The organism is Colwellia sp. F1, from assembly GCF_056238625.1.
This window is the reverse complement of sequence record NZ_JBWDLI010000004.1, coordinates 259,521-283,906: the sequence shown is the minus strand read 5'-3', so window position 1 is coordinate 283,906 and position 24,386 is coordinate 259,521. Positions and strand designations below refer to the sequence as shown.

Genomic DNA, 24,386 nt, shown 5'->3' with positions numbered 1-24,386 from the left:
GTAAAATACACCTATTAATTTACTCCTTTAAGTTATCAGCATGGCAGAAACTTTTAATATGTCCAACCTCGCTAAAATAAAATCAAGCAGGAATGCACAAAAAACGTCTTTAGTGTTGATTCATGGCTGGGGGCTAAACTCGGCAATATGGCAGCCATTGATTAACAGCTTACCAACACACGTTACAGACACTTTTAATGTAATAGCACTTGATTTGCCAGGTTTTGGTCATAAAGTAGAAGAAACAGTATCTTGTTACTCTTTAGCAAATATTTGCCAAAAAATTAATGCTGAAATAACCGAGCCAGCAATTTATTTAGGCTGGTCGTTAGGTGGCTTGGTCGCCACTGAAATGGCGTTAACTTATCCTAATAAAGTATTAGCGTTGGCCACTGTCGCTAGTTCTCCCTATTTTATTGAAGAGCACACAAAAAGCAATCAGGTAATTTGGCCGGGAATTAAGTCTAAGGTGCTCAAAAGCTTCCACCAACAGCTCCAACTTGACACCAAAAAAACGATTGGGAATTTTTTAAAAATACAAGCAATGGGAAGCGAACATGTTCGTCAAGACATAAAGCTCATAAGCGAATTAGTGTTTCAACATGCTATGCCCTATAAGTCTACACTCGATTTGTCATTATCATTATTAGAAAGTAGCGATTATAGGCACAGCCTTAAAAATGTCACCCAACCATTTCTTCGCTTGTATGGCGATGCCGACAGCTTAGTACCTAAAGCGGCTATAGCGAAAATAGGGCAGCTGGCACCCATGAGTGACTATCATGTTTTTAAGCAGGCATCACATGCCCCTTTTATTTCGCATGCCAATGATTTTAAGTCAATATTTTTATCTTGGGTGCTAAAAATAGTAGGTGACAATGCTATTCAATCGAATTAGCTTTACTTTTAGCTTATTTTGTACAATAATTGTTCAGTAAGAGTGAGTGAAGAGGGGGGCTTATGGAAATTCAATCAGCATTTAATTCCGGTGTACAAGGTTTTCAAAACGCGACCGAAATGGCAACTAAAGCAGCAGCAGATATTGCCGCTGAAACAAGTGCTGCGCGTGAAATAAAAGCAAATGAGCCGGATAACGCAAACAGAGCGGCAATCACCAGTACGCAAGAAATTCCTGAATTGAACCAGTCAATTGTTGAATTAAAAGTTGCAGAGCATCAAGCAAAAGCGGCAACAGAAGTTATTCAAACAGCAGGTGATAGCTTAGGTACGCTGCTTGATGTTACGGCATAATAGCTAAAATATTGTTAACACTAACTTTGGTTTTGTATAAATAGTTTACTCTGACGATTAATTAACTGTAGCAAAAACTAAATTATGAATATTATCCCGCAAGTGCCCAACTTATCTATTCCAACGGTGGTTAATCCGCATACGGAAAGCTTGCGCCGAGAAAACAATCAACGAGAAGTTATTACCCAACCAGCAGCGACTGGTCAGTCGGCAGCAGAGAAAGGTGTTGCATCAGATCGAGAGCGTAGCCGAACCCCCGCTGAACACCGAGCCCATATTGACTTTGCCAGTATTACCGAGCAAGCAGAATTAGCAAACTCAAGTATTGCCGAGCACAATGAAAAGCAGCAAGAACAACAAAACCAAGAAGCTAGTCAACCACCAGCAGCCAAAGACTCGCCAGAAGACGAGGCTAACAACGCCAACGCTGATGCATCGCCCAATGTAAGCTCACAGGATAATCAAGAGCAACAAACGCGTGAGCAAGCACTAGAGCAAAAGATAATTATTAATGAGCTCAAACAAAGAGATCAAGAGGTTCGCGCCCATGAATCTGCGCACGCATCTGTTGGGGGCTCTGTTGCGGGTACACCAAACTATACTTATGAGCAAGGGCCTGATGGGCAAAGGTATGCGGTTGCAGGCGAGGTCTCGGTTGACTTAACACCAGTTAGTGGTGACCCCCGTGCCACTATTGCCAAAATGCAAAAAGTGCATGCGGCGGCTTTAGCACCGGTTAACCCTTCTACTCAAGATATCAGTGTGGCAACGACAGCAGCACAGCAAATATTGAAAGCGCAATCAGAATTATTGAACGAGTTAGCTGCTAAACAAGCAGATGAAGACAAGAGTACAAGCGCCCGTGATAAAAATGACGTCGCTTCAGATAGTCAAGCTGGGGCAACAGTTAGCCAATCGGAAGTCATAGTAAAGCGGGCCTTAAGAATAGAGGGGTTTTATGCTCATATTATGCAAGCTTATGAGAAGCCGTCGACGTCTCACTTTGAACTAACGGCTTAATTTTTCTCTATTGGCTTATTCTAGTGGTTAAATACCGTAATCTTGGCGGTATTGCGTAATGCGCGCTAAGCTAGCGGTTAGCTCAGACTCATCACCCTGTTTTGTTGCTAGCTTCTCTTTAAGGAAAGTGATGACATCACCTAAGGTAACAATTGACACAACCTGAGTAGAAAAATCACGTTCAACCTCTTGAATTGCAGACAATTCACCTTGTCCTTTTTCTTGGCGGTCAAGCGCAATTAATACCCCAGAAAGCTCGGCATTATGGCTTTTAATAATTTCCATCGATTCACGAATAGCTGTACCAGCAGTGATTACATCATCAACAAGCATCACTTTACCATTAAGCTCTGCGCCCACTAATGAGCCGCCTTCGCCATGAGTTTTCGCTTCTTTGCGATTAAAACAATAGGGTATGTCTTGCTTGTGGTGGTCAAACAAAGCAACCGCCGTGGTTGTAGCAATAGGAATACCTTTATAAGCAGGACCAAATATTAGATCAAAGTCAATCTTGGCATCTACTAAAGCCGCAGCATAAAAGCGGCCTAAACGTGCTAAATCACCACCGGTTTTAAATAAACCGGCATTAAAAAAATAGGGGCTGATGCGGCCAGATTTTAAGGTAAACTCACCAAAACGTAATACCTGCTTCTCTAAAGCAAACTCGATAAAGTCACGTTGATAATCTTTCATTTTATTCATTCCTACCGGTATATAACTTATTTAACAATTAAATTAACGCTGACTTTTGTAACTCAAATAATTCGTTAATACTGTTTTTAGCGAGGTCTAGCATGGCTTGCATTTCATCAAAGCTGAATGGTTCTTCTTCAGCAGTACCTTGCACTTCAATTAATTTACCAGTATCGGTCATCACCACGTTCATGTCGGTTGCTGCATTTGAATCCTCAACGTAATCTAAATCAGATACCGGCTCACCTTGGTAAATACCCACAGAGACTGCTGCTATCATGTGTTTAAGAGGATTCATTTTAATAATATCTTTAGCGCGCATATAGTTAAGCGCGTCAACTAATGCAACACAAGCACCGGTAATAGAAGCTGTACGAGTGCCACCATCTGCTTGAATAACATCACAGTCAACGGCAATTGTATTCTCTCCTAAGGCTTTTAAGTCGACTGCGGCACGTAAAGCTCGCGCAATTAGACGAGAGATCTCTAGGGTACGACCACTTTGTTTGCCAGTAGCTGCTTCACGGCGCATACGGCTGTGGGTGGAGCGAGGTAACATGCCATATTCTGCTGTAACCCAGCCTTTGCCTTGGCCTTTTAAAAAGCGAGGTACACCTTCTTCTACTGAAGCGGTACAAATAACTTTTGTCTCGCCAAACTCAATTAATACAGAGCCTTCTGCATGACTCGTGAACTGGCGTGTGATAGTTACTGGACGAATTTGTCCTAATGTTCTGCCGCTTGGACGCATGTAATACCCTTTAAATGAAAAAACGATGAAATATGCGCGCCATTATAATGCACACAAGGGTAATTTGAAATATAGTAACTAGGTTATGTGATCAATTACCCAATTAGAGAGCTAAAATTGTGTGATTAGATTACAGCATAAATACACTGAGCATCACTTAAAGTAGAATAAAATGATAACTTTACTAACAAGGCTACCCCACATTATATGTATGCTAGTTGCCGTTACAGTAACAATGCTTCCAGCACAGGCTGAAACTGACGAAAACTTACCGCAATATAGCAAAGTGTACGATGATAAAAGCGACCCGTTTACCGATGCGACAAATGCAATTAAATTAGCAAAAGAAACAGATCGACAAGTGCTGATAGAGGTGGGGGGCAACTGGTGTAGTTGGTGTCAAAAAATGGATGTGTTTTTACATAACAACCCCGACGTTTATCAGGCATTACATACCAACTATGTTGTACTGAAAGTTAATGTGAGCGACAGCAATGAGAATACCGCCTTTATGAAAGACTTACCCCCTGTGCTGGGTTATCCACACATCTTTATTTCAGATGCTAATGGCAAAATGCTGGTATCAAAAGACACGGCGGAATTACTATTGGGTAATAACTATTCAAGAGAGTATTGGCTAACCTTCCTTGATACATGGTCACCAAGCAGAAATACAGTTGTCATTCAAGACAGCTCGATGAGCCAGTACGCGGCAGAGAAATAATGAACTTATCATCAATTAAGTCCTTTTTTGACACAAAGTATAAAACGCCTCGTTTTTTAAAAGAGCAACAACATTCGCGCCGTGTTTTATTGAAATCGGCCGCTGGTATGGGCGCTGTGGCGAGTTTACCCGCTTTTAGTTTCACTGTGAATCAGCAACAATCACTATTACAGCGCGCTAAATCAGACCCTTGGTTAACACTTGATGCCACGTTAAACCACTTGCTGCCTGCATCACCAACAGGCCCCAGCGCAAAAGATATTCATGCCTTGGCTTACTTACACCAAGTCATCACGATTCACCCCATTGAAGAAGATGAAAAAGAGTTCATTTTTAAAGGCGTTGGTTGGCTTAATAGTTACGCAGAAAGTGAAAAAAATAAGGTGTTTGTGCAACTTACCTTTACCGAAAAAGAGCAGTTACTTAAAAGCATAAGCCAATCAACCGCGGGCAGTAATTGGCTTAATATGCTACTGGGTTATATTTTACAAGCTATGTTAGCGCCACCGTCATACAGTGGTAACACTGAGGGAGTTGGTTGGCAATGGCTTGGGCATAAAGCTGGCTTTCCATTGCCAGAAAAAGGACAACGATACTTTGAGTTACCCGCGCGCGCTAGCATTATAAAACTGACGCGCATTAATACAAACGAGGTTAACTAATGCGCTTTGATATTTGTATTATTGGTAGTGGTGCTGGTGGTTCCCCCATTGCTTATCGGTTAGCAGAAGCTGGCGCTAAAGTAGTGGTACTAGAAAAGGGGCCTTGGCTAACGGAACAAGATTTTTATAAAGACGAGCTGACTATTAGTGTACACGATGCTTATAACCCCAAATTAGCACAAGAACAGCACGTTATTGAAGAGGAGTATATTAACGATAACAATGAATCTTATTGGCACAGCACAGCGACTAGTGAGTCAGGGTGGAGTTGGTGGAATGGCAACGTTGTTGGCGGTTCTGCCAACTTTATGAGCGGCTATTTTCATCGACTTAAGCCGGTTGATTTTCGTTTAAAATCTGAATTTGGCGAGATAAATGGGGCAAACGTTGCCGACTGGCCTATTAGTTACCAAGATCTTGAACCTTATTACGCGATGGTGGAAAAAATTGTAGGTGTTTCAGGCCGTGTTGTTGACCATCCACATCAAGAGCCGCGTTCAACAGACTTTCCTTACTCGCCAGTGGCAGAGTTGCCTATTTCAGCTTGGATAGATAAAGCCGCAGCCAAAATTGGCTACCATGCGATTCCTGTGCCTCGGGCTATTTTATCTCAACCCAACATAGCATCGCCTAACATGGGGCGACAAAGCTGTGAATACTCAGGCTATTGCAGCAGCTATGGCTGCTCTACTGGCGCAAAAGGTAGTGCTAGGGCAGCTTTATTAAACCCTGCTGTTGCGACAGGTAACTGCACTATTACACCCAACGCCAAAGTATATAAAATAGCGACGGATAATGCGGGTGATATTACTGGCGTACATTATTATGACCACGTTGGGAGAAAGCGGCAAGTTCAGGCTAAAATTTATGTGGTGGCATGTCAGGCGGTGGAAACGTCTCGATTATTGTTGGCATCAACCGGCGATAAATTCCCTAGTGGATTAGCAAACAATAGTGGCCAAGTAGGTAAAAACTTATTATTTAGTGGTGGCGGCGTTGGTCAGGGTGACTTTATTTTTTCTGACTTAAGTGAAGCACAAGCCAATGAGCTTAAGCAAGTAGGGCCTTTTATCAATCGTGCTTTACAAGATTGGTATCAAATAAAAGACAAAAAATTTAGCCAAAATTTCACCGGTAAAAATAGTGGTGTTAATAAAGAGGGGGTTGCTAAAGGCGGCACGATTGATTTTTTATTTCATCAAAACCCAATTGCAAGAGCGAACGGACATCAGTGGCAATATGATGAAAACAATAATGAACAATTAATCTGGGGCGAGCAATTTAAACAAGTGTTAAAAGCAGAGTTTACAGGTTATAAAACGCTGCGTTTTGAGGTTTTTAATGACTGGCTGCCCACCGACGATTGTTTTGTTAGTTTAGATGATAAAGTAACAGACCAATGGGGTGACCCTGTGGCAAAAGTGCGTATTGGTTATCATGAGCACGACTTAGCCGTGGCTAAATACTTGTCGAAAAAAGCTGAAAAGCTACTGCAAGCCCTCGGGGCAAAGAATATTTCGTCTTCTGTTAGCGGTTACCCTGCCACTAACCTTATGGCGGGGGGCTGTCGTTTTGGTGACGATCCTAAAAGGTCAGTACTCGATAAAAACTGCCAAGCCCATGAAGTAAAAAACCTCTATGTTACTGACGGTTCCTTTATGCCTACAGGGGGTAGTGTGCCGTATACCTTTACTATTTACGCCAATGCTTTTCGTGTTGCTGAGCATATAAAAGCGCAATGGCTATTGTCGAAAACAAGGTAAAACATCACTAGTTGTTGCGTTTTCGGTAGTGCTTTTTAGCCATGTGCGCCAGATGATAAATGCTCGTTATGATGAGTTGTGGTGCTTCATAGCGTGACTAAGTAATAATAATAGGGACGCTGTGGTAGCCACCAACAGGCGCAACTTCTCGTTCAACGGCTTTATTTGGAGCAAACTCAATGGTTACAGCTTTGGCTAACAGTGCTTGTAAGGCAATGCGTAACTCCCAAGTAGCTAATAACCTACCTGGGCACACGTGCTTACCAATACCATAAACAATATTTGATTTTGCATTGCCTTGAGGATCAAACTTATTGTCATTGAATATTGCTTCGTCACGATTAGCTGAAGTCCAGTTTAACTTTACCGTTGCCCCACTGGGAATGTTTTGCCCGCCAATAGTTACAGGACATTTAGTCATGCGACGATTTGACACAAAAGGGTCGTCAAGGCGTAATACTTCGTCAATAAAAGCTTCAACTTCATCGTTGTTTGCTAAGCGCAGTTGCTCGATATACTCTGGCCGCTCAGCAATAAAGGCGACAATAACACCTACACATAACGCAATAGAGCCTAAATCACCACCGGTCCAATTACGCAAAATAGAAATTAATTCAGCTTCACTAAGTGGCCTGCCATTGATAGTCTCTCGGCAAAGGCGTGCGGTTAAATCATCAGCACCAGCGTAGCTTTGTGCACGTCGGGGTTGAATAACTGAACGAATGATACTATCAAATTTTTCCGCTACTTCGGCTAGTTTAGCTGGGTCTCCCGAGCGAGTTGCAGCATGGTTGTCAGCCATCCACGCTAATAGTTTCGGCTCTAATGCTGCTGGCCAACCAAGCCAAGCACATTGCGCACGTACCGCAAACAGAGCACCTATATCACTTACCGCATCAAGGCATGTATTTTGGGGTAATTCGCTCATTAAGTGTTGAGCGACTTGCTCAAAGGTAGCGACATAGGGTACTAAAGCTTCGTAGCTAAGATAACGTTCAATAATTTCTCGATACTGTGTGTGTTCTTCACCATCTAAACCATTAGGAATTTGCAAATAACGAGAAACTTGACTTGAAAAAGTTGCATCATCCAGTGCCGCTGCGCATACTTCTGCATGGCGAAGTAATACCCATTCACCGGCGATATTTTTTCCTATCGGGTGTTTCACTCTTAATTCGTCAGTGTATGCGCGAAAATCACGGTTTTTAGCTGACAGGTCATCAGGCATGTGGTCGGTCATATTCACCTCTTAATTTCAATAGCTCTCCCCATGATAAGCCACTATGTTATATCTATATAGCGAAAAAACGTTTAATTTCTACTAGTTTGATCAAGAATAATATACGAGATAAAATTCTCAGGGTAAGCTACTATTCTTGATAAAGGCTTTGTAAACCATTGTGCATAAATGCTTGCAAAGTGTAATTTATACTAACGCTATTAAGCTAAGTAAGGTAATCCCCCTATGACGAATACCCATAAATTATTTACGGCGCTTTTTTCTATTTTATTTTTAGAATCAATCGCAATGGCGTTTGTAAACAATACCTTTTTAGAAGCGATTGTTATCGGTTTACCAACGACCGTGATTGCTTTGTGGCTTATGAAAACAGCACCCTCAGCAGCATTAACTAAGCATACCGCAGCTATCGGTGCTATGGTTTATGCGGCTTTGCATATTCACCAAATGAACGGTTTAATTGAAGTTCATTTTGAAATATTTATTTTAATGGCTTTTTTGATTATTTTTAGGGATTGGCGCGTTTTTGTCTCGGCCATTGCGGTTGTTGCCATTCACCATTTTTCTTTTTATTTTATGCAGACGAATAACATGGCTATTTATGTTTTTGATCAAGACAGACTAGCCTTCTCTACTGTTATTATTCATGCCGTTTATGCCATAGTTGAAGCATTGCTTGCGGCTTTTATTGCCAAGTCTTTGCGTGACAATGGTTATGTAGGTAAAGAGTTATCCTTAGTCACTGAAAAGCTAACAGCAGATGAGCGTGCTATTGATTTATCAGTGCGGGTCAACAACAAGAAAAGCAGAGTATTAAAACGCTTCAACACCTTGTTAGCCCGGCTTGAGCGTGTCATTGTTGAGGTTAAAAGCCAAACGGCAGAGTTGGTGGATAACGCAAATAACTTACTAAAAACACAAGGTGAGATGACTCATTCTGCGGATGCACGCAAACAAGAAACGGATATGATAGCCACATCAATTGAAGAGCTTGTTGGTACTGTTAATTCAATTGCCAATGAAACGTCAGCACTCAGTGAGCAAATGACGCAGGTAAATGCATTGACACAAGAAACCAATACAGACATTAATACTATCAACCAACAAAACCATAACCTGGCGAAAACCCTGAACAGCACGAATATTGAAATAGAATCATTAGCGCAATCTAGCCAAATGATCACCACAGTATTAAGCGAGATTACTGGTATTGCCGATCAAACCAATTTACTTGCCTTAAATGCCGCGATTGAAGCCGCTAGAGCAGGTGAGCAAGGGCGAGGTTTTGCTGTGGTTGCTGATGAAGTTAGGGCTTTAGCAACGAGAACCAAAGAAAGTACAGATAAAATAAGTGATACGTTAGTTAAACTTAATGGTTATTCAAAGTCATCAACAGAGGCGATGGGGTTATGTATTGAAGCGGTGCACTCAATCCTTGAAGTATCTGAGGCAACGAGTAAAAAGGTGTTAAATTCTCTTGATTTAGTCACCAACTCAACAGACAATGCAAGGCTGGTTGCAACGGCTATTGAGGCGCAGTCTTCGGTGACAGCAGCTATTGCGAAAAATACAGATGCTATGCGCAAGCTTGCCCTTGATGATGTTAAGCGTATAGCGCAATTAGGAGAAGAATCAGAACATATTGACCAGTCGACTAAAGTACTCAGCAATAGTGTGAGGCGTTTTTCTTAATTGTGTTCTCGGTTATTTTCATTATAGTTTTGTGTGAGCAATACGGTGGCTAGAGCAAGCGATAAAGCAGGGCGGTACCATTATATCGTCTTTACGCTTTGGTTGGCTTTTACTGTTATTGCGGCTAAATATTTTCTTTATGATGCCTTAGTAGCGTTTGATCCTCAGCAAAAGCTAGCGCACGACCCTCAGGTAATTATGAAAGCAATACAAGCAGGTTTAGCATTAGACAATGAGCAATTTAGCAGTACTATTATACATTTCACTAGCGAGAACTGTTCTTGCACTAGCGCTAGTGATCCTCATAAAAAAATTATTAATCAAAAAGCTAGAGAAAATAATTTTGCAATAAAAAATATAACACTGTCTAAAGCTAATAATACTATCATTCCTTCAACGCCAGCAATTTTAGTGCTTGATGAAGTAGGAGAGTTAATTTATTTAGGCCCGTATGCCGAAGGAATTGAATGCGCTGTAGAGAATTCGGTAGTTGATATAGTGTTACAAAACTATAGTAAAGGATTTAATGCTAATTTAATCATTAATAACACCAAAGGCTGTTATTGCAACCTGTGAACTCAGATGAAAAAGCAATAGATAACCCGCTCTGGTGAAACAAAGAGTTTATACGTGAGTGTTAATGTATGAAACAGTACAACAGTTTTCACACGCAATAATAAAGGGCATTGCAGCCCTTTATTACTTGTTCAACACTTTGAATAATTTAGCCCGTATTACGCATCCCCGTAGCGATGCCAGCCATGGTAACCATTAATACCTGTTCGTTATCTGGGTGTTCAGGTTGTGCACGTAAACGTTTAAGCGCTTCAATTTGCAGTAAATGTAAGGGCGCTAAATAAGGACGACGCAGCTCAAAAGAATTGAAATTCCAAGGGTCATTTTCCAAGGCTTCTTTTTGCTCTAGAATATCTAAAACAGTTTTTTTATCTTGAACAAGCTGCGTACGTAGTTCATCACCCATCACCTTGAGTGAGTCTTCCACCAACGTTTCATCGTACAGTGCAGATATTTCTTTATCTGCTTTTAAGTACACCATTTCAGTTAAGGAAATACGAGATCGAAAATAAGGCCATTGTTGTAACATTTCTTTAATTAATGGTTCATTACCTGTGTAAGCTGTTTTAATTGCACTGCCTAAGCCAAGCCATGCCGGAACCACTAAGCGGTTTTGCGCCCAAGCAAAAATCCATGGAATAGCACGTAATGATTCAATTCCACCGTCTGATTTACGCTTACTCGGGCGTGACCCTAACGGGAGTGAAGAAAGCTCTGGCTCTGGTGTGGCTTGACGGAAATATTTTACAAATTCCTCATTGCCTTCAACATATTGCCGATAAGTGTTACAGCTTTCGTCAGACATGCTTTCCATAATATCGCGCCATGTTTGTGTTGGCACTGGCGGTGGGTTTATTAAGCACTCTAAAATAGCCGCCGTGTATAAATGTAAACTACGGTTGGCTAAGTTGGGCGTACCAAACTTATGACGAATTGTTTCGCCTTGCTCTGTCACACGTAATCCACCGTCTAATGTACCGGGGGGTTGTGACGCAATAGCCGCGTGTGCTGGGCCACCGCCACGGCCAATTGTTCCGCCTCGGCCATGAAATAACTTCAGCTCAATGTTTTTTTCAGCAAATACTTCCACCAATTGTTCTTGGCTTTTATATTGCCCCCACGTCGCTGCAAGTACACCAGCATCTTTAGAGGAATCACTATAACCAATCATAACATTGTGTTGTTGATCACAAGTTTTGCGGTAGCTTTCAATGCTGAGAAGTTCAGCCATCACCTTGGGCGCGTTGTTTAAATCATCTAGTGTTTCAAATAAGGGAGCTATGGGCATATTCCATTGCACTCCAGATTCTTTAAGTAATAATTTAACCGCTAAAACATCGCTCACTTTACTTGCCATTGAAATAATATAAATACCAAATAATTCAGCTGGCTGTTCAGCAATGAGGGCAAAAGTGTCAAGCACCTCTTGCGTGTCTGCTGACCAAGCATTTTTGGGTAACAACGGGCGAGGGTTATTCAGTTCAGTTAATAAAAATTCTTGTCTTTTATCTTCATTCCAGTCGGTATAAGTGCCTAAACTTAATCGCGTTGTTATTTCAGCTATTGCGCTATCGTGCCGTTCACTGTGTTGTCTGATATCAAGTTTAACGAGTGAAATCCCAAAACTGTTCACCTTGCGAATTAAATCCAGTACTAACGAGTTAGCAACATGGGTTAAACCAACGGCTAGCAGGCTATTACGACAATTTTGCAGTGGTAAAAGTAATTGTTCAGAGCTTGCAAGTATATTGCCTGTAGCGCCTTCTTTTAACTGTTCTATAGAGCGCTTCAATAAGTCAATGACAGGGGCTAAATGTTGACGATAAGGGCGACGTAAGTTTTTACTATGCTGGGTTAACTGAGTCGTTGCCTTAGACATAGACAGCTCTAAATAGAGTGTTTCAAAATCACGTAAATATAATTGACATGCGGTTAAACGCGCATTGATTAAAGCTTTTCTACTTAACTCTGCGGTAACAAAAGGGTTACCGTCACGGTCACCAGCCATCCAACTTGCCATGGTGATTGGAGTGTATTCTTCAGGTAAAGGTTTGCCAGTAACATTAGCAGAGAAATCATCTAGTTCGCGCATAAACTGAGGAATGGCATACCAAAAGTTATCTGAAATACTATTTAAACCCCATCGTGATTCATCTAACGGTGTTGGACGTTGCTGGCGAATTTCATCTGTGTGCCAGGCTTGCTCAATCAGTTCTTCTACACGGGGAGATAGGGCGCTATTGGGGGTGTCTAATGCTTGGCCAATGCTGTTATATTTATGAATAAAAGCGCGGCGATTAACTTCTGTTGGGTGCGCGGTTAATACAAGCTCAATTTTTAGTTTTTTTAGCGCCGCAGTGATCACTTCAGGGCTAACATTCGTGATATGTGTTTTTAAATCTTCCAGTGGATGAGCTAAATCTAACTCGTTTAATCCTTCCTCACTGGTTGTATATTGTTGTTCAGCCACATTGATCAAGTTTAAAAATTGGCTAAAAGCTCTAGCGTAAATAAGCAAGTCCTTTTCATCACTGCGCGCAAATTTTTCTTGTAGTGCTGTTATAGCAGCGGCATCACCAGCAGCTATTTCTTTACCTTCTAAGCGGACAGCTTCTATTCTTTGTAACCATTGCTCGCCTTGATCCGCGGCAATAGTTTTCCCTAATAAAGTTCCTAAATCGCGTACATTTTGATGAATAGGTTCTAACATAAAGTCCTCTTAATTATTGCAATAGCATGTGAGTGAATCAATTATTCACCAGTTCCAGTCATGAGACTCATCATAAACAAGACAAAAAACAATTAAAAAGATATAATTAATGTAGTAAGTATAGATAAAAGGCTATATCGTGCATAATAGAACGCCGACATTACGACAATTACAAATATTGCAGGCACTTGCAGAGTACAAAAGTATTTCGTTAGTGGCAGAAAAGCTGTTTATTTCCCAACCGTCGGTGTCAATACAACTTAAAAAGCTCAGTGGGCTTTTTAATGTGTCGCTTTATCATGTTTATGGTAAAAAAGTGAAGTTAACCGAAGCAGGTAAGGCGGTATTATCAGCATCGAATGACATATTTACCACGTTAAATACCTTGTCAACAAAGCTAGATGATATTAAAGGTGTTAAATCAGGTAAATTAAAACTGAATGTGGTGTCTACCGCTAAATACTTTTTACCGCTACTGTTAGGTTCTTTTTGTAAAAAATACCCATTAATTGATATAGAGCTCAACATAGGTAACAGAGCGCAGGTACTTGCTAATCTGAAAGAAAATAAAGATGACCTTTATGTACTCAGTGATTACCCAGCGGATAAAAATATTAGTGCAGAGCCGTTTTTAGACAACCCGTTAGTTGTGGTAGCGCCCGAAAATCATGAACTTACCCGTAAGACTTCAATTAGCTTAACGAGGTTGGCGCACTATCCTTTTATTATGCGTGAGTTAGGCTCGGGTACGCGCACGTCAATTGATAAATTTTGCCGTCAACACAAAATAACCTTTAAAGAAAAGATGACCATTGAAAGTAGCGAAGCCATTAAACAGGCGGTGATAGCTGATTTAGGCTTAGCAATTTTGAGCCAACATACTTTAGATTATATTTTTAAACCAGGATTAGTTACGCTTAATGTAACAGGTTTCCCCATTCAAAGTACTTGGTACTTAGTGCAAAATAATGTACGTAAACAGTCAACACTGGCAAAGCTTTTTTATGACTTTATGCAAGAAGAAGGGAAAGCAGTATTGTTAAAATACTCACAAGAGCAAGGTTGTTAGGTGGCTAGTGATAAGTTACTAAACAGGGGTAGGTGCTATTTTTTTTGGCATTAAAATAGGCTGTAAAGTTCGCACAATGCTAGCTAGATGAAACAAGCTCAGGCATAATTTAGTATTATTTATTAACATACGACTAGACACAAGGGTTAACTATGATTTACAGCATGACTGCTTTTTCGCGCGTAGAGGTAAAAGGAGATTGGGGAAGCGCAGTGTGGGAAATACGTTCAGTTAACCAACGTTTTTTAGAAACCTATTTTCGTTTACCTGAACAATTTCGGGGCATAGAGCCGGTATTGCGTGACCGCTTTCGTAAGCAACTTAACCGCGGTAAAGTAGAGTGTAACTTACGTTTTAATGCCAATATCGACAGTAAAAGCGAGCTGGCCCTCAATGAAAAATTAGCGCTGCAACTCATTGAACACGCCAATTGGATTAACAACCAGACATTAAATAGCCAAGTAAACCCACTTGAAGTGATGCGCTGGCCAGGTGTTATGGAAGCGCCAGAAGCCGACATGTCTGCTATTCAGGCTGAATTACTTACCGCCTTTGACCAAGCTCTAACAGATTTTATTACTGCCCGTGCCAGTGAAGGCGAGAATCTCAAAGCGATGATTGAACAACGCTTAAGCGCCATAACAACTGAAGCCAATAAAGTACAAAGCTACATGCCAGAAATTATAGCGTGGCAACGCAATCGCATTATTGAAAAGTTCACCGACGCTGACATAGACTTAGACTCAACCCGTGTTGAGCAAGAGTTGGTGTTGCTGGCGCAAAAAATGGACGTGGCTGAAGAGATCGACCGCCTAAGAAGCCATGTCAGTGAAACCCAAAAAATATTAAAAAAAGGGGGAGCACAAGGGCGTCGGCTAGACTTTATGATGCAAGAGTTTAACCGTGAAGCGAACACGCTAGGCTCTAAATCTATTAATACCGACATTACTGCCAGCGCGGTTGAATTAAAGGTATTAATTGAACAAATGCGCGAGCAGATAGCGAACATTGAATAAAATACCACTTTTATTGTAGTGAAAATAAAACAACAGATAGGGTCATGGTTCTACTAGATGATCTTAAGGCTTTAGTGCTAACATTACTGGTTTACATTCTTAGTATATTTCATAGGCAAAGTTGCACTTTGTTAAAGAATATAGTTAGAGAGCATTCCAATGTACGCTGCTAGCAGCGTGACTGAGCCAAAGAGTTAATAATACATATTTATGAGCAACAATACATTTACACCTGAGTTACTTGAACAAAATTTCACCCTGAACGAGTGGAAAAAAGGTACAAGGATATTGCAAAATAAAGGTGTTAAAACTTGCGCCCTTGACGGGGAAACCATTCGTGGTGTTGTTTATAGTGAGCGTTCTCGCCAAAATAGTTACTTAACGCGCTTAGTTTTTAATAGCAAATCGGGCGCTATTACCAGTTATTGTGATTGCTACATAGGGCGTGGTTGTAAACATGGCTCAGCTTTGGCGCAGTGCTTCATAGAGCAACACTTTGATAAAAATAGTATTGCCTCTTCAGAAAAAGTGATTGAAAAATGGGTTAACCGTTTTCAAGCGCAACCAAGCCGATATCAACCTAATAGCCAACAAAAGGCACTAATTTATTTTTTAAAACCGAAAAGCCATAATGAAGATGATTATTTAACGTTAGAGGTTAAGTCAACTCGCCCGAAAAAAAGCGGTGGTTGGAGTAAATCACTGGTGAGTGAGTACTCTACAACGTCGTTAATTAATAGTGCTTATGCCACTAATGAAGATGTTGCTGTGCTTACTGAGCTGATGCGCACTAATCAATATAGTGATGACGTTAAGTACTTTGATTTATTTGAACGCATTATTAAGACAAACCGCTGCTTTTGGCACATTAATTATGATTTAGATGAGCCTCTTACATTAGGTGAACCATTAAAAGCCAACTGGCAGTGGTTAGCACTAGATAATAATTTACATACCTTACAGTTGGCTTTAGAAAAGCCCTCTAGCAGTGTTACTATTATTAAAGCCCAACCTTTGTGTTATTTCGATGACGAAAAAAACTGTTTTGGGGAAGTTATTACTAATACCCAGTGTGATTTTGAAGCAGATTTACTTAATTCCCCTATTTTTGAAGAAGATAAACTGCCTTGGGTACTGAATAAACTGTCAATGTCGTTAGGTGAAGCAGTACAGCGCTTGCCTAAGCCCAAAACAGAGTTTTCTCAAGACTTAACCAAGCCCGAAGTGCATTTACATTTTTCGACGCCTATTCGAAACGACCCCCAAGCAGGCTATGTGAGGGTTAGCTTTTCTTATCAGGGTAATTTTGTTAACCCTCACAATGAAGGCGCTACGGTGACAGCTCAAAACTTAACCGTTAGCGATAGTGATAACACAATAAAGCTGTATCGAGATTTAGCGTTTGAACAAAGCGTGATAGATACACTAACGGCTTTAAAATTTAGTGTGCAACCAAAGCGCAGAGCTTATACACACCAAGGTTTTTTACCCAAAGAAAAACCAGCAGAGTTTTTAATGTTGCTGCAAGGTCGTCATTTTTGGCATCGCTTTTTAGATCAGGAGCTAGCAAAACTAGAAGAAATGGGTTGGCATACTAGCTTTGCTGACAACTTTTATTATAAAGCGCTCAGTACTGACAGTGTATTTGATGCTGAAATTATTGAAACGGACGATCATGATTTCTTTTCCTTGGGGCTGAATTTAACCATTGATGGTAAAAAAATGCCCGCGTTTCCTATTTTGCTTGGGGCGATAGAGCAACTCCCACGTTCAGCACTTTTTAATAGAGACAAGATAACCCAAGATGCGCTTGACGATAACGAAGCAGGCAGTGAAAGTACTGCCCAAGCAGAGCAACCAATACCTCCCGACGCACCTATTTATGTTGACTTAGACAAAGGTGAATTTATTGCATTGCGCTATAAAAGCGTTGAGCCCATTTTAAAGCAATTTATAGAATTGTTTATGCCAAATGCTTTAAATAAAGACGGTACAATGCAGTTATCACGCTTTCAAGGTCATCAAACCTTATCTATGCTAGATGACCAAGGCATGGTAACCACAGGTACGAGCAAGTTAAGAGCACTGGCTGATAAGCTGCAAAATTTTCAAGAAGTTACAACGGTCGCTGTGCCAGCAGGTTTAAAGGCAACTTTAAGGGCTTATCAGCAACAGGGGCTAAATTGGTTGCAGTTTTTACGAGAGTACCAGTTAAACGGTATTTTGGCTGACGATATGGGCTTAGGAAAAACCATTCAAACCTTGGCGCATTTACTGATTGAAAAGCAACAAGGGCGAATGACAAAACCCGTGTTAATTGTAGCGCCTACAAGTGTTATTTTTAATTGGGCAAATGAAATAGAAAAATTTACACCGCAATTATCCTATCAGGTTTTACATGGCACTAAACGTAAACAGCATTTTGGTTGCCTTGAAGGCGCTGAAAGGGCGGAAAAGCCGGTTGATATAATTATTACCAGTTATGCCTTAATCACTAAAGATTTAGAACATTATTGTGAACAACAGTTTTACTACCTTATTCTTGACGAAGCCCATTATATAAAAAATACCAAAACTAAATTGTATCAAGCGTTTATGTTACTTAAAGCGCAGCATAAGTTATGCTTAACCGGTACGCCAATGGAGAACCATTTAGGTGAATTTTGGGCGCAATTTAACTTTCTATTACCTGGCTTTTTAGGCGGGCAAAAGCAGTTTACAAAATTGTTTAGAACCCCAATAGAGAAACACGGAGAAGAAGAGCGGAAGCAGTTACTTAATCAACGTATTAAACCTTTTATCTTACGTAGAACCAAAGATAAAATAGCAACTGAGTTACCGCCGAAAACTGAAATTATTCAAACCTTACGTATTGAGGGCAAACAAGCGGAGCTGTATGAGTCAGTTCGCTTAGCTATGGACAGTCGTTTAAAAGACATTATTGCTGATAAAGGCTTAAAACGTAGTCAAATTGAAGTGTTAGATGCGTTATTAAAGTTGAGGCAAGTGTGTAATCACCCGCAACTGTTGTCCCTTGCCGGCGCGAAAAAGGTTAATCAATCCGCCAAGCTTGATTATTTAATGGAAACATTACCAGAGCAAATCGAGGAAGGGCGTAAAATACTTATATTTTCGCAGTTTACCAGTATGTTGGCGTTAATCGAAGAGGAGCTTGGCAAAGCAGACATTGGTTTTGTTAAGTTAACAGGTGCTACTACAAACAGGCAAGAAATGGTTGATAAATTTCAGGCAGGTGAAGTGCCAGTGTTTTTAATTAGTTTACGCGCTGGCGGTGTTGGCTTGAACTTAACGGCGGCCGACACAGTAATACACTTTGATCCTTGGTGGAACCCCGCAGTAGAAAACCAGGCGACAGACAGAGCTTACCGTATAGGGCAAGACAAACCGGTTTTTGTGTACAAATATATTATTGAAAACTCAATTGAAGAAAAAATTCAGAAAATTCAGCAAAACAAGGCAGCCTTAGCAAAAGCATTGTTGTCGGAAGAAGTCAGTGATAATAAGCTGAGTTTAACGGACGATATTTTAACCTCACTGCTGGCGCCGTTAAGTTAGTTTGAAGCGCCAGTGCGTGTAACACTGTTTCTTCCATTAGATTTACCTATGTATAACGCTTGATCAGCACTTAATATAATCGCATCAGTGGTAACTTCTTGGGTGGGCGGAATGGTCACCACACCTATCGTTAAGGTAACATAAGCGCTTGTTTGTGACTTTTTATGAGGGATTCTCATCTGCTCTACAGCAACACATAAGCGCTCAGCCAGTATGGTTGAATCAGCTTGTGAAGTGTTAGGCAAAATAATGGCGAACTCTTCACCACCATAACGACAATTTGCATCGCTAGTACGGCTAATAGTGGTGTTAATGCACTCCGCCACTTTTTTAAGGCAGTTATCACCTTCTTGGTGACCATAAAAATCATTAAAGTGTTTAAAGTGGTCGATGTCCGCAATAATAAGTGATAAGGGCTGTTTCTGACGAAAATGACGCTTAACTTCTTCTGCCAACCTAGTATCAAAATAACGACGATTATATAAGCCAGTTAAACCATCTTGGTAGGTTAATACTGCTAGCTTTTTATTGGCAGCAATTAAATCCTGTGCTTTTTTATTTAAAGAAGATGTCTTTTCAAGGACTTGCTCTTCTAGTGCTAAAACAAATTGCTCTTGTCTATCAATTTGTCGCTGCTGAAAACGCGTTCGAAAATAAATTACTACACTAATAATCAGCATGACAAGCAGTGCATATAAAGTATAGGCCCACCATGTTTGCCAAGGAGGTTGAGAAATCGTTAAATTAATTGACAGGACTTTATCGCCCCATTCGCCACTGCTGTTGGTTGCTTTTACTAAGAACTTATATTTGCCACCGGCTAGGCTGGTAAAAGAGGCAACATTACGGTTACCGATATTAATCCAGTTATCATCGTAGCCTTCTAATTTGTAGGCATATAAGTTTTTATTAGGGGAGATAAAATCTAAGACTGAAAATTCAAATGAAAAAAAGTAATCAAGGTATGATAACTCGATATCGGTCACATAAGAATAAGGTGTTGGGAGTGCTACAGCCTTGCCCATTTTATTAAAACCGGTTAACACAATATTAAATTGCCTTTGATGTGTTATGGCATCAGTGGTGTTAAAATATTCTATACCACGTTGGCTGCTTGCAAAAAAGGTTTCATTTTTACCTCTTGTTAGGCTGTTGGGGTAATAGTTTAAGCCTAATAAACCATTGTAATGGTCAAAGTTGGTGACCTCACCTGAAATAGGGTTTAGTTTAGAAATCCCCTTGTTGGTTGTTAGCCATAAGTAACCTTCAGCGTCATCAGAAATGGCACGAATTAACGACGTTGGCAAACCATTTTTTCTGCCAAAATGTTGAAAACTACGGCTAGTAGGTTGGTACAAATAGAGCCCATTTTGGGTGGCAATCCACAGTTTTCCGTCACGTGACTGATGAATATCTTGAATGTTTTTTCCGAGTAATTCACCCTCTTGGTTTTTAAGGCTTTTGAATACGGTAAAGTGCTGGTTACTCTCATCCCATAGGTTTAAACCGTCGCCAGTACCTACCCAAATATTATTATCGCTATCTTTGAATATCTCAAATATTTCTGGATGAGATAACCCAGTTGATTCCTTTAAATGGCTAAAGCTGCGCGTGAATGGATTATATTGGTAGATACCACTTTTATAGGTGCCAATCCAAAGAATACCGTGTTGATCCATATTAAGTGCACGTAACTCTCTAAACTCGTTGAAGGTGTTATCGTTTTTCTCTGAGGGTGCGTATTTAAGTAACGCTACTTGTTGCGTTGCTAAGTTGAATTTAGCTAAACCATCATATTGGGCAACCCAAAGGTTATTTTTATCGTCTAGATACAGTATCGGCATTTCTAATAACCTATCTGGGCTATAACCATTTTCAGGAGTAAATAAAGGCTCAGATAATTGCTCTAGTTTTTTTGAGGAAATGTGCCATTTATAGAGTTTAGATAAGGAAGTGGCTATTAATAAGTTACCTTGATTGTCTACAGTGATGGCATTGGGCGCAGTTAGCACTGCGCTGTTAATAGATTTGAATTTACGGTGCGGCACTATTTTATATATACCGTGAGTTTCGCTAGTTACCCATAGTGTGTTAGCGCTGTCTTCAAAAATAACTCTTAACCCATGACTGTACTCAAGTTTAAATTGCTCCAGTTGGCCACCAGTATTGGTTTGTCGAAATAGACCTTTACTTGAAACAATCCAAACATGGCCTGAGTGATCTTCAATCATTGAGTTTACTTGGCCTAAGTAATCACCTGTTGATGTTGGTAACGGTGTAAAAACGCCAGTGTTTGCGTTAAAATTGTAAGCACCGACTTGTGTGCCAATGTAAAGTTGACCGGCCGATGTTTTTAGGATGTTTCTTATTTCGTTAGCGCCTGTAGGGCTGTGGTTGTCAGGTGCTGGAAAAAAGTGAGAAAATGTTTGTTGTTGTTTGTCGTACAAGTTTAGCCCGAAACTGGTGGCGATCCAGAGCTTATTTTTATCTTTGTTTTCAATATCCCAAATTCTATTATGCGACAAACTAGTGTTGTCGCCGTTAATGTGTTGAATACGTTCAAAACGAGAGTTTCCAAGGTATTTATTTAGCCCGTCTGCGTACGAGCCTAACCATATAGTGCCTTCTTGGTCGTGAAACAATGTTTGTATGCGGTTGGATGAAAGCGACTCAGGGTGCATTGGGTCATGGGCAAAGTGTTGAAATTGGCCTGTTTTAGGTTCGTAGATATTTGCGCCGCCACCCCAAGTGCCAATCCATATTCTGCCTTGGTGATCTAGCATTAAATTGCCAGCGTCATTATGTGATAAGCCATTCGTATTAAGGCTGTTAAAGTCAAAAAGTGTTACATTGCGCCCGTCGTAACGCATGACCCCATTTTCACCAGTGCCAAACCAAAGTAAGCCTTGCTTATCTTGAATAATTGAATATATTTCTGAGGCAACAAAACCATCTTCTTCGGTAAGCATGTCAACAGAGTATTCATTCATAAGCTCTGAAGACTGTATGTGGCTATAAGCACGGCCTGAAATAAGCAGACCGGTAAAGAAGATAAAATAATAGCACCAGCGTTGATACAGCAATTAACAGATATCCTATCTATGTTAAAGGCCTAATTACAGTAAGGCGTTTAAACAGCATATAAAAAACACATTCTAGTGTATTATATCACCAATTTCTATACTTGTGATACCTAGCTTATTAAACCGACAACTCTAGTCGGGGTTTGGCATTTTTACTGCTATCTATTTTAGGTGTGCAAAGCAATAGCCTTGATGAAGCTATAGCGCCGTGCTCTATAACATAGTCTTTAAATGCGGTTGCTCGCTGCTCTGCAATATCTTTTAACCGGTTAATATCTTCCTTATTAGTGACCTTGTTACCGGGAGGTAAATTAATTTCAGCGGGGGTGCTAATGCCACAAATATTAACGCGAGTGTTTTCTTTGTCTTGCATTAGTGCAATAAAGCCGTTCAAGTAGGCTTGTTGTGCTTCATTTGGTGTTATTTGTTCAGTTTCATAGACTAAGTCGTCAAAGCGTAACTTCAGGGCAAATTCGCCAACGGACATTGCGACAGAAACAACATTGGCATAAGGAACAAAGGTGGTCATGAGGTAGTCTTTAGTTGCCATCCAAATGGCTTTTTTAGTGATTAACGCCACTATACTGTTCATGCCAAAATCTGGCTCAGACGTTGAGCCTGATAGCGGCACGTCAAGCTCTACGTCGCCATGGCTATCTTTTAGCATGCCTAATGCCATATTAAAAGGTAGTGCCCCTTGCTCAATTAAAGCGCCGGCTTCATCACTACCTGCGACGGCAGTTTCTAAGCTGCGTAACACAATAACAAGGTTGCCGTTAAGATCCTCGCCTGTTAACGTTACATTGAGGTTGGTATTCAGTTGGCCGCTTTTCAGCTCCATGTTGATGGCTTTTTTCATGTAGTGCGAAACTTCAGGCAATGACAGCTCTTCTAATGACCCTGCTAAGTGATGAACAGGCGTTTTAGAAAATGGCTTAGTGAAGCCGGTAAAGTTGAAATGAGCATATCGATTACTCCGCCCTATTAGTTCAAACGGTGTTTGTTGGTCGTGTTTGTCAAGGGCGTTACTCACCTCACCTAAGCGTAACGTATCAATAAATAGGGTGTAAGGCTTAGTTGGTTCAATACTGTAATCTAATAGGCGTACGTGGCTATTGTTTGTGATTAAAAATTCATTTAAGGAAAGTGTAAAGTCAGGTTGTTCAGCGATTTTTACTGCGCTATCTTGCGCTAGCGTAGGGGGAGCTTCAGTTTGCTCTTTCGCGTCAGTCTCTTTGGCTGCAATCGGTAGTTCGATCACGTTAGCAAGTGTGCTCTCTTGGTTTAAAATTACTTCACTTTGTAAACCATTTAGCATAATTTGGTTAATAGAAAGCTTGGTAGCATCAAGTAAAATATCATCAATATTCAGCTGTTTTAATGTCACTAAAGGAGGATGTGGTGTTTCTTCGTTTTTTGAAGCTAAAATATCGTCGATAATAATGTTGGCTATTTTTACTTGCGGCTGATCAGTTAAGTGAAAGCTAATATCTTGTAACGCTAATTGTTGAATAAAGGCCAACTGCTGGCTTGGTTTTACTAGGTAAGCATTCGCATTATTGAGTGTCAGCTGGCTGGTGCCACTAAGGGCGGTTAGTTCACCATTGTGCAGGGTAATGTGTAAGTTATTATTAATATTTTCTAATTTTTCTAACTCAATAAATTGCGCTTGGTAGTTAGCGGCTAGGTCGGTATTACTCAGCCGAGCCTCAGTTAGATCCAGCGTGAGTGTATTAGGTGTTATGGTTATTTTTTGCTTGCTGGTGAAAGACAACAAGCCGCTAAGTGCAGATAATTCACTGATATACCCCTGTATTTTTTGCAGAGGGTACTGAGATAGCGATATTTGGCTACTAATCGCGCCTTGCCCTTGTGTAAACTGTGCGTCTGCTGTTATTTTTAACGGTGTTTTATCGATAGTACTTTGTAAGCTCAACACGGCAGTTTGCGATTGCAGGTCTGCTTTTATTTGGCTAAGCAATAATTCTTCTATAGCAAATTGATGCGTAATTTCATTGTTGTTAATGTCAATATTAACTTGGTTCAATGTGAGCTCAGGTAAAATTAACTGGTAGGGTAGTGGCTCTGTTACCGACTCTGGTTGCTCTGCTACTTGATTAGGCTCGTTATTATTTTGGTTTAGATCAACACCTGAAATAATAAGCTGGGTGGGTGTTTTTATTACCTGAAGGTAAGCATCATCTAGTGCAAATTTACTGACTACCACTTCGTCAAACAATAAACGGTGTAGTGTTAAACGAATCGTTAACTGCTTTATTGACAATACCGCTTGTGTTTTACTTTTTTTGTTTTTGTATAATGCAAAATTGCGAACCGTAAGCTCACTCAAAAAAGGGTTGTAGTAAATACTTGCCTCGGGCGATAACGTTAACCCTTGTTCGTGCAAAAGTGGCGCAATAAAATACTTACTCACTGGGGAAGAGATAGCCCAAATAATTAAATAAACACTGATAAATATTGCCAGCATTATGGTGAGTATTTTTTTGACAAGGTGTGATCTTTTGTTAGCTGGTGTAGAAGTGCTCATATCGTAAGTAGT

General features: G+C 40.5%; 17 protein-coding genes. 11 read left to right on the top strand and 6 right to left on the bottom strand.

The genetic code is table 11. The features are described 5' to 3' along the window. Positions 1–40: 40 nt before the first annotated feature. The 3 genes from bioH (at position 41) to AC0UA9_RS05640 (ending at position 2,271) form a co-directional block, all read left to right on the top strand. Complete coding sequence (bioH, locus tag AC0UA9_RS05650; protein WP_475658126.1) at positions 41–898, top strand: pimeloyl-ACP methyl ester esterase BioH; 858 nt, start codon at positions 41–43, stop codon at positions 896–898. Between the two features lie 62 nt (positions 899–960). After that, positions 961–1,251 (top strand): hypothetical protein, encoded by a 291-nt coding sequence (locus tag AC0UA9_RS05645; RefSeq protein WP_475658124.1) that lies wholly within the window; start codon positions 961–963, stop codon positions 1,249–1,251. 84 nt (positions 1,252–1,335) lie between these two features. After that, entirely contained in the window at positions 1,336–2,271 is a 936-nt protein-coding gene (locus AC0UA9_RS05640; RefSeq protein ID WP_475658122.1) for a putative metalloprotease CJM1_0395 family protein, read from the top strand. A gap of 27 nt (positions 2,272–2,298) precedes the next feature. Here the strand turns inward: AC0UA9_RS05640 and pyrE are convergent, their stop codons facing one another. Next, positions 2,299–2,964 carry an orotate phosphoribosyltransferase gene (pyrE, locus tag AC0UA9_RS05635; protein ID WP_475658120.1) on the bottom strand — a complete coding sequence of 222 codons (666 nt, stop codon included), beginning with the start codon at positions 2,962–2,964 and terminating at the stop codon, positions 2,299–2,301. Between the two features lie 37 nt (positions 2,965–3,001). After that, positions 3,002–3,715: a ribonuclease PH gene (rph, locus tag AC0UA9_RS05630; protein WP_475658118.1), complete on the bottom strand. Its 714-nt coding sequence runs from the start codon at positions 3,713–3,715 to the stop codon at positions 3,002–3,004. 172 nt (positions 3,716–3,887) lie between these two features. Here rph and AC0UA9_RS05625 point away from each other — a divergent pair, with 172 nt between their 5' ends. From AC0UA9_RS05625 to AC0UA9_RS05615, 3 genes are read left to right on the top strand one after another with little or no spacing between them, the layout of a single operon-like run. Further along, positions 3,888–4,439, top strand: a complete 552-nt coding sequence (locus AC0UA9_RS05625) for a thioredoxin family protein (RefSeq protein WP_475658117.1) — start codon at positions 3,888–3,890, stop codon at positions 4,437–4,439. Beyond that, the gene (locus tag AC0UA9_RS05620) at positions 4,439–5,101 is read left to right on the top strand and encodes a gluconate 2-dehydrogenase subunit 3 family protein (protein WP_475658114.1); all 663 of its coding nucleotides are present in this window, start codon (positions 4,439–4,441) and stop codon (positions 5,099–5,101) included. The genes AC0UA9_RS05625 and AC0UA9_RS05620 overlap by 1 nt, the downstream gene beginning before the upstream one ends. Further along, a complete protein-coding gene (locus AC0UA9_RS05615; RefSeq protein WP_475658113.1) occupies positions 5,101–6,864 on the top strand; it encodes a GMC family oxidoreductase in 1,764 nt (587 codons plus the stop codon). The genes AC0UA9_RS05620 and AC0UA9_RS05615 overlap by 1 nt, the downstream gene beginning before the upstream one ends. Before the next feature lie 97 nt (positions 6,865–6,961). Here AC0UA9_RS05615 and AC0UA9_RS05610 read toward each other — a convergent pair whose 3' ends face one another. Beyond that, positions 6,962–8,104: a cytochrome P450 gene (locus tag AC0UA9_RS05610; RefSeq protein WP_475658111.1), complete on the bottom strand. Its 1,143-nt coding sequence runs from the start codon at positions 8,102–8,104 to the stop codon at positions 6,962–6,964. 225 nt (positions 8,105–8,329) lie between these two features. On the opposite strand from AC0UA9_RS05610, the gene AC0UA9_RS05605 reads away from it, so the two are divergent. Then, positions 8,330–9,796, top strand: coding sequence for a methyl-accepting chemotaxis protein (locus AC0UA9_RS05605; RefSeq protein ID WP_475658108.1), 1,467 nt, complete (start codon positions 8,330–8,332; stop codon positions 9,794–9,796). Between the two features lie 45 nt (positions 9,797–9,841). Beyond that, on the top strand, positions 9,842–10,372 hold the full coding sequence (locus tag AC0UA9_RS05600; protein WP_475658105.1) for a DUF6436 domain-containing protein: 531 nt from the start codon (positions 9,842–9,844) through the stop codon (positions 10,370–10,372). A 148-nt stretch (positions 10,373–10,520) separates the two neighbouring features. On the opposite strand, the gene ppc is transcribed toward AC0UA9_RS05600, so the two are convergent. Beyond that, positions 10,521–13,082, bottom strand: coding sequence for a phosphoenolpyruvate carboxylase (ppc, locus tag AC0UA9_RS05595; RefSeq protein ID WP_475658100.1), 2,562 nt, complete (start codon positions 13,080–13,082; stop codon positions 10,521–10,523). A gap of 139 nt (positions 13,083–13,221) precedes the next feature. Between ppc and AC0UA9_RS05590 the strand changes: the two genes are divergently transcribed. The 3 genes from AC0UA9_RS05590 to AC0UA9_RS05580 all read left to right on the top strand — a co-directional run bounded on the left by AC0UA9_RS05590 (position 13,222) and on the right by AC0UA9_RS05580 (position 18,743). Further along, the gene (locus AC0UA9_RS05590; RefSeq protein WP_475658098.1) at positions 13,222–14,151 is read left to right on the top strand and encodes a LysR family transcriptional regulator; all 930 of its coding nucleotides are present in this window, start codon (positions 13,222–13,224) and stop codon (positions 14,149–14,151) included. A gap of 152 nt (positions 14,152–14,303) precedes the next feature. Further along, positions 14,304–15,167: a YicC/YloC family endoribonuclease gene (locus AC0UA9_RS05585; protein ID WP_475658095.1), complete on the top strand. Its 864-nt coding sequence runs from the start codon at positions 14,304–14,306 to the stop codon at positions 15,165–15,167. 210 nt (positions 15,168–15,377) lie between these two features. Next, on the top strand, positions 15,378–18,743 hold the full coding sequence (locus AC0UA9_RS05580) for a DEAD/DEAH box helicase (RefSeq protein ID WP_475658093.1): 3,366 nt from the start codon (positions 15,378–15,380) through the stop codon (positions 18,741–18,743). On the opposite strand, the gene AC0UA9_RS05575 is transcribed toward AC0UA9_RS05580, so the two are convergent. Continuing rightward, entirely contained in the window at positions 18,740–21,826 is a 3,087-nt protein-coding gene (locus AC0UA9_RS05575; RefSeq protein ID WP_475658090.1) for a diguanylate cyclase, read from the bottom strand. The two genes, AC0UA9_RS05580 and AC0UA9_RS05575, sit on opposite strands and share 4 nt — an antisense overlap. 118 nt (positions 21,827–21,944) lie before the next feature. Further along, a complete protein-coding gene (locus tag AC0UA9_RS05570; RefSeq protein ID WP_475658086.1) occupies positions 21,945–24,374 on the bottom strand; it encodes a DUF748 domain-containing protein in 2,430 nt (809 codons plus the stop codon). Between the last annotated feature and the right edge of the window lie 12 nt (positions 24,375–24,386).

Coding starts and splice junctions, on each gene's coding strand:
- AC0UA9_RS05580 (WP_475658093.1), top strand. CDS start 15,378: ATGAGCAACAATACATTTACACCTGAGTTACTTGAACAAAATTTCACC.
- AC0UA9_RS05645 (WP_475658124.1), top strand. CDS start 961: ATGGAAATTCAATCAGCATTTAATTCCGGTGTACAAGGTTTTCAAAAC.
- bioH (WP_475658126.1), top strand. CDS start 41: ATGGCAGAAACTTTTAATATGTCCAACCTCGCTAAAATAAAATCAAGC.
- AC0UA9_RS05620 (WP_475658114.1), top strand. CDS start 4,439: ATGAACTTATCATCAATTAAGTCCTTTTTTGACACAAAGTATAAAACG.
- pyrE (WP_475658120.1), bottom strand. CDS start 2,964: ATGAAAGATTATCAACGTGACTTTATCGAGTTTGCTTTAGAGAAGCAG.
- AC0UA9_RS05605 (WP_475658108.1), top strand. CDS start 8,330: ATGACGAATACCCATAAATTATTTACGGCGCTTTTTTCTATTTTATTT.
- AC0UA9_RS05585 (WP_475658095.1), top strand. CDS start 14,304: ATGATTTACAGCATGACTGCTTTTTCGCGCGTAGAGGTAAAAGGAGAT.
- AC0UA9_RS05640 (WP_475658122.1), top strand. CDS start 1,336: ATGAATATTATCCCGCAAGTGCCCAACTTATCTATTCCAACGGTGGTT.
- AC0UA9_RS05610 (WP_475658111.1), bottom strand. CDS start 8,104: ATGACCGACCACATGCCTGATGACCTGTCAGCTAAAAACCGTGATTTT.
- ppc (WP_475658100.1), bottom strand. CDS start 13,082: ATGTTAGAACCTATTCATCAAAATGTACGCGATTTAGGAACTTTATTA.
- rph (WP_475658118.1), bottom strand. CDS start 3,715: ATGCGTCCAAGCGGCAGAACATTAGGACAAATTCGTCCAGTAACTATC.
- AC0UA9_RS05625 (WP_475658117.1), top strand. CDS start 3,888: ATGATAACTTTACTAACAAGGCTACCCCACATTATATGTATGCTAGTT.
- AC0UA9_RS05615 (WP_475658113.1), top strand. CDS start 5,101: ATGCGCTTTGATATTTGTATTATTGGTAGTGGTGCTGGTGGTTCCCCC.
- AC0UA9_RS05570 (WP_475658086.1), bottom strand. CDS start 24,374: ATGAGCACTTCTACACCAGCTAACAAAAGATCACACCTTGTCAAAAAA.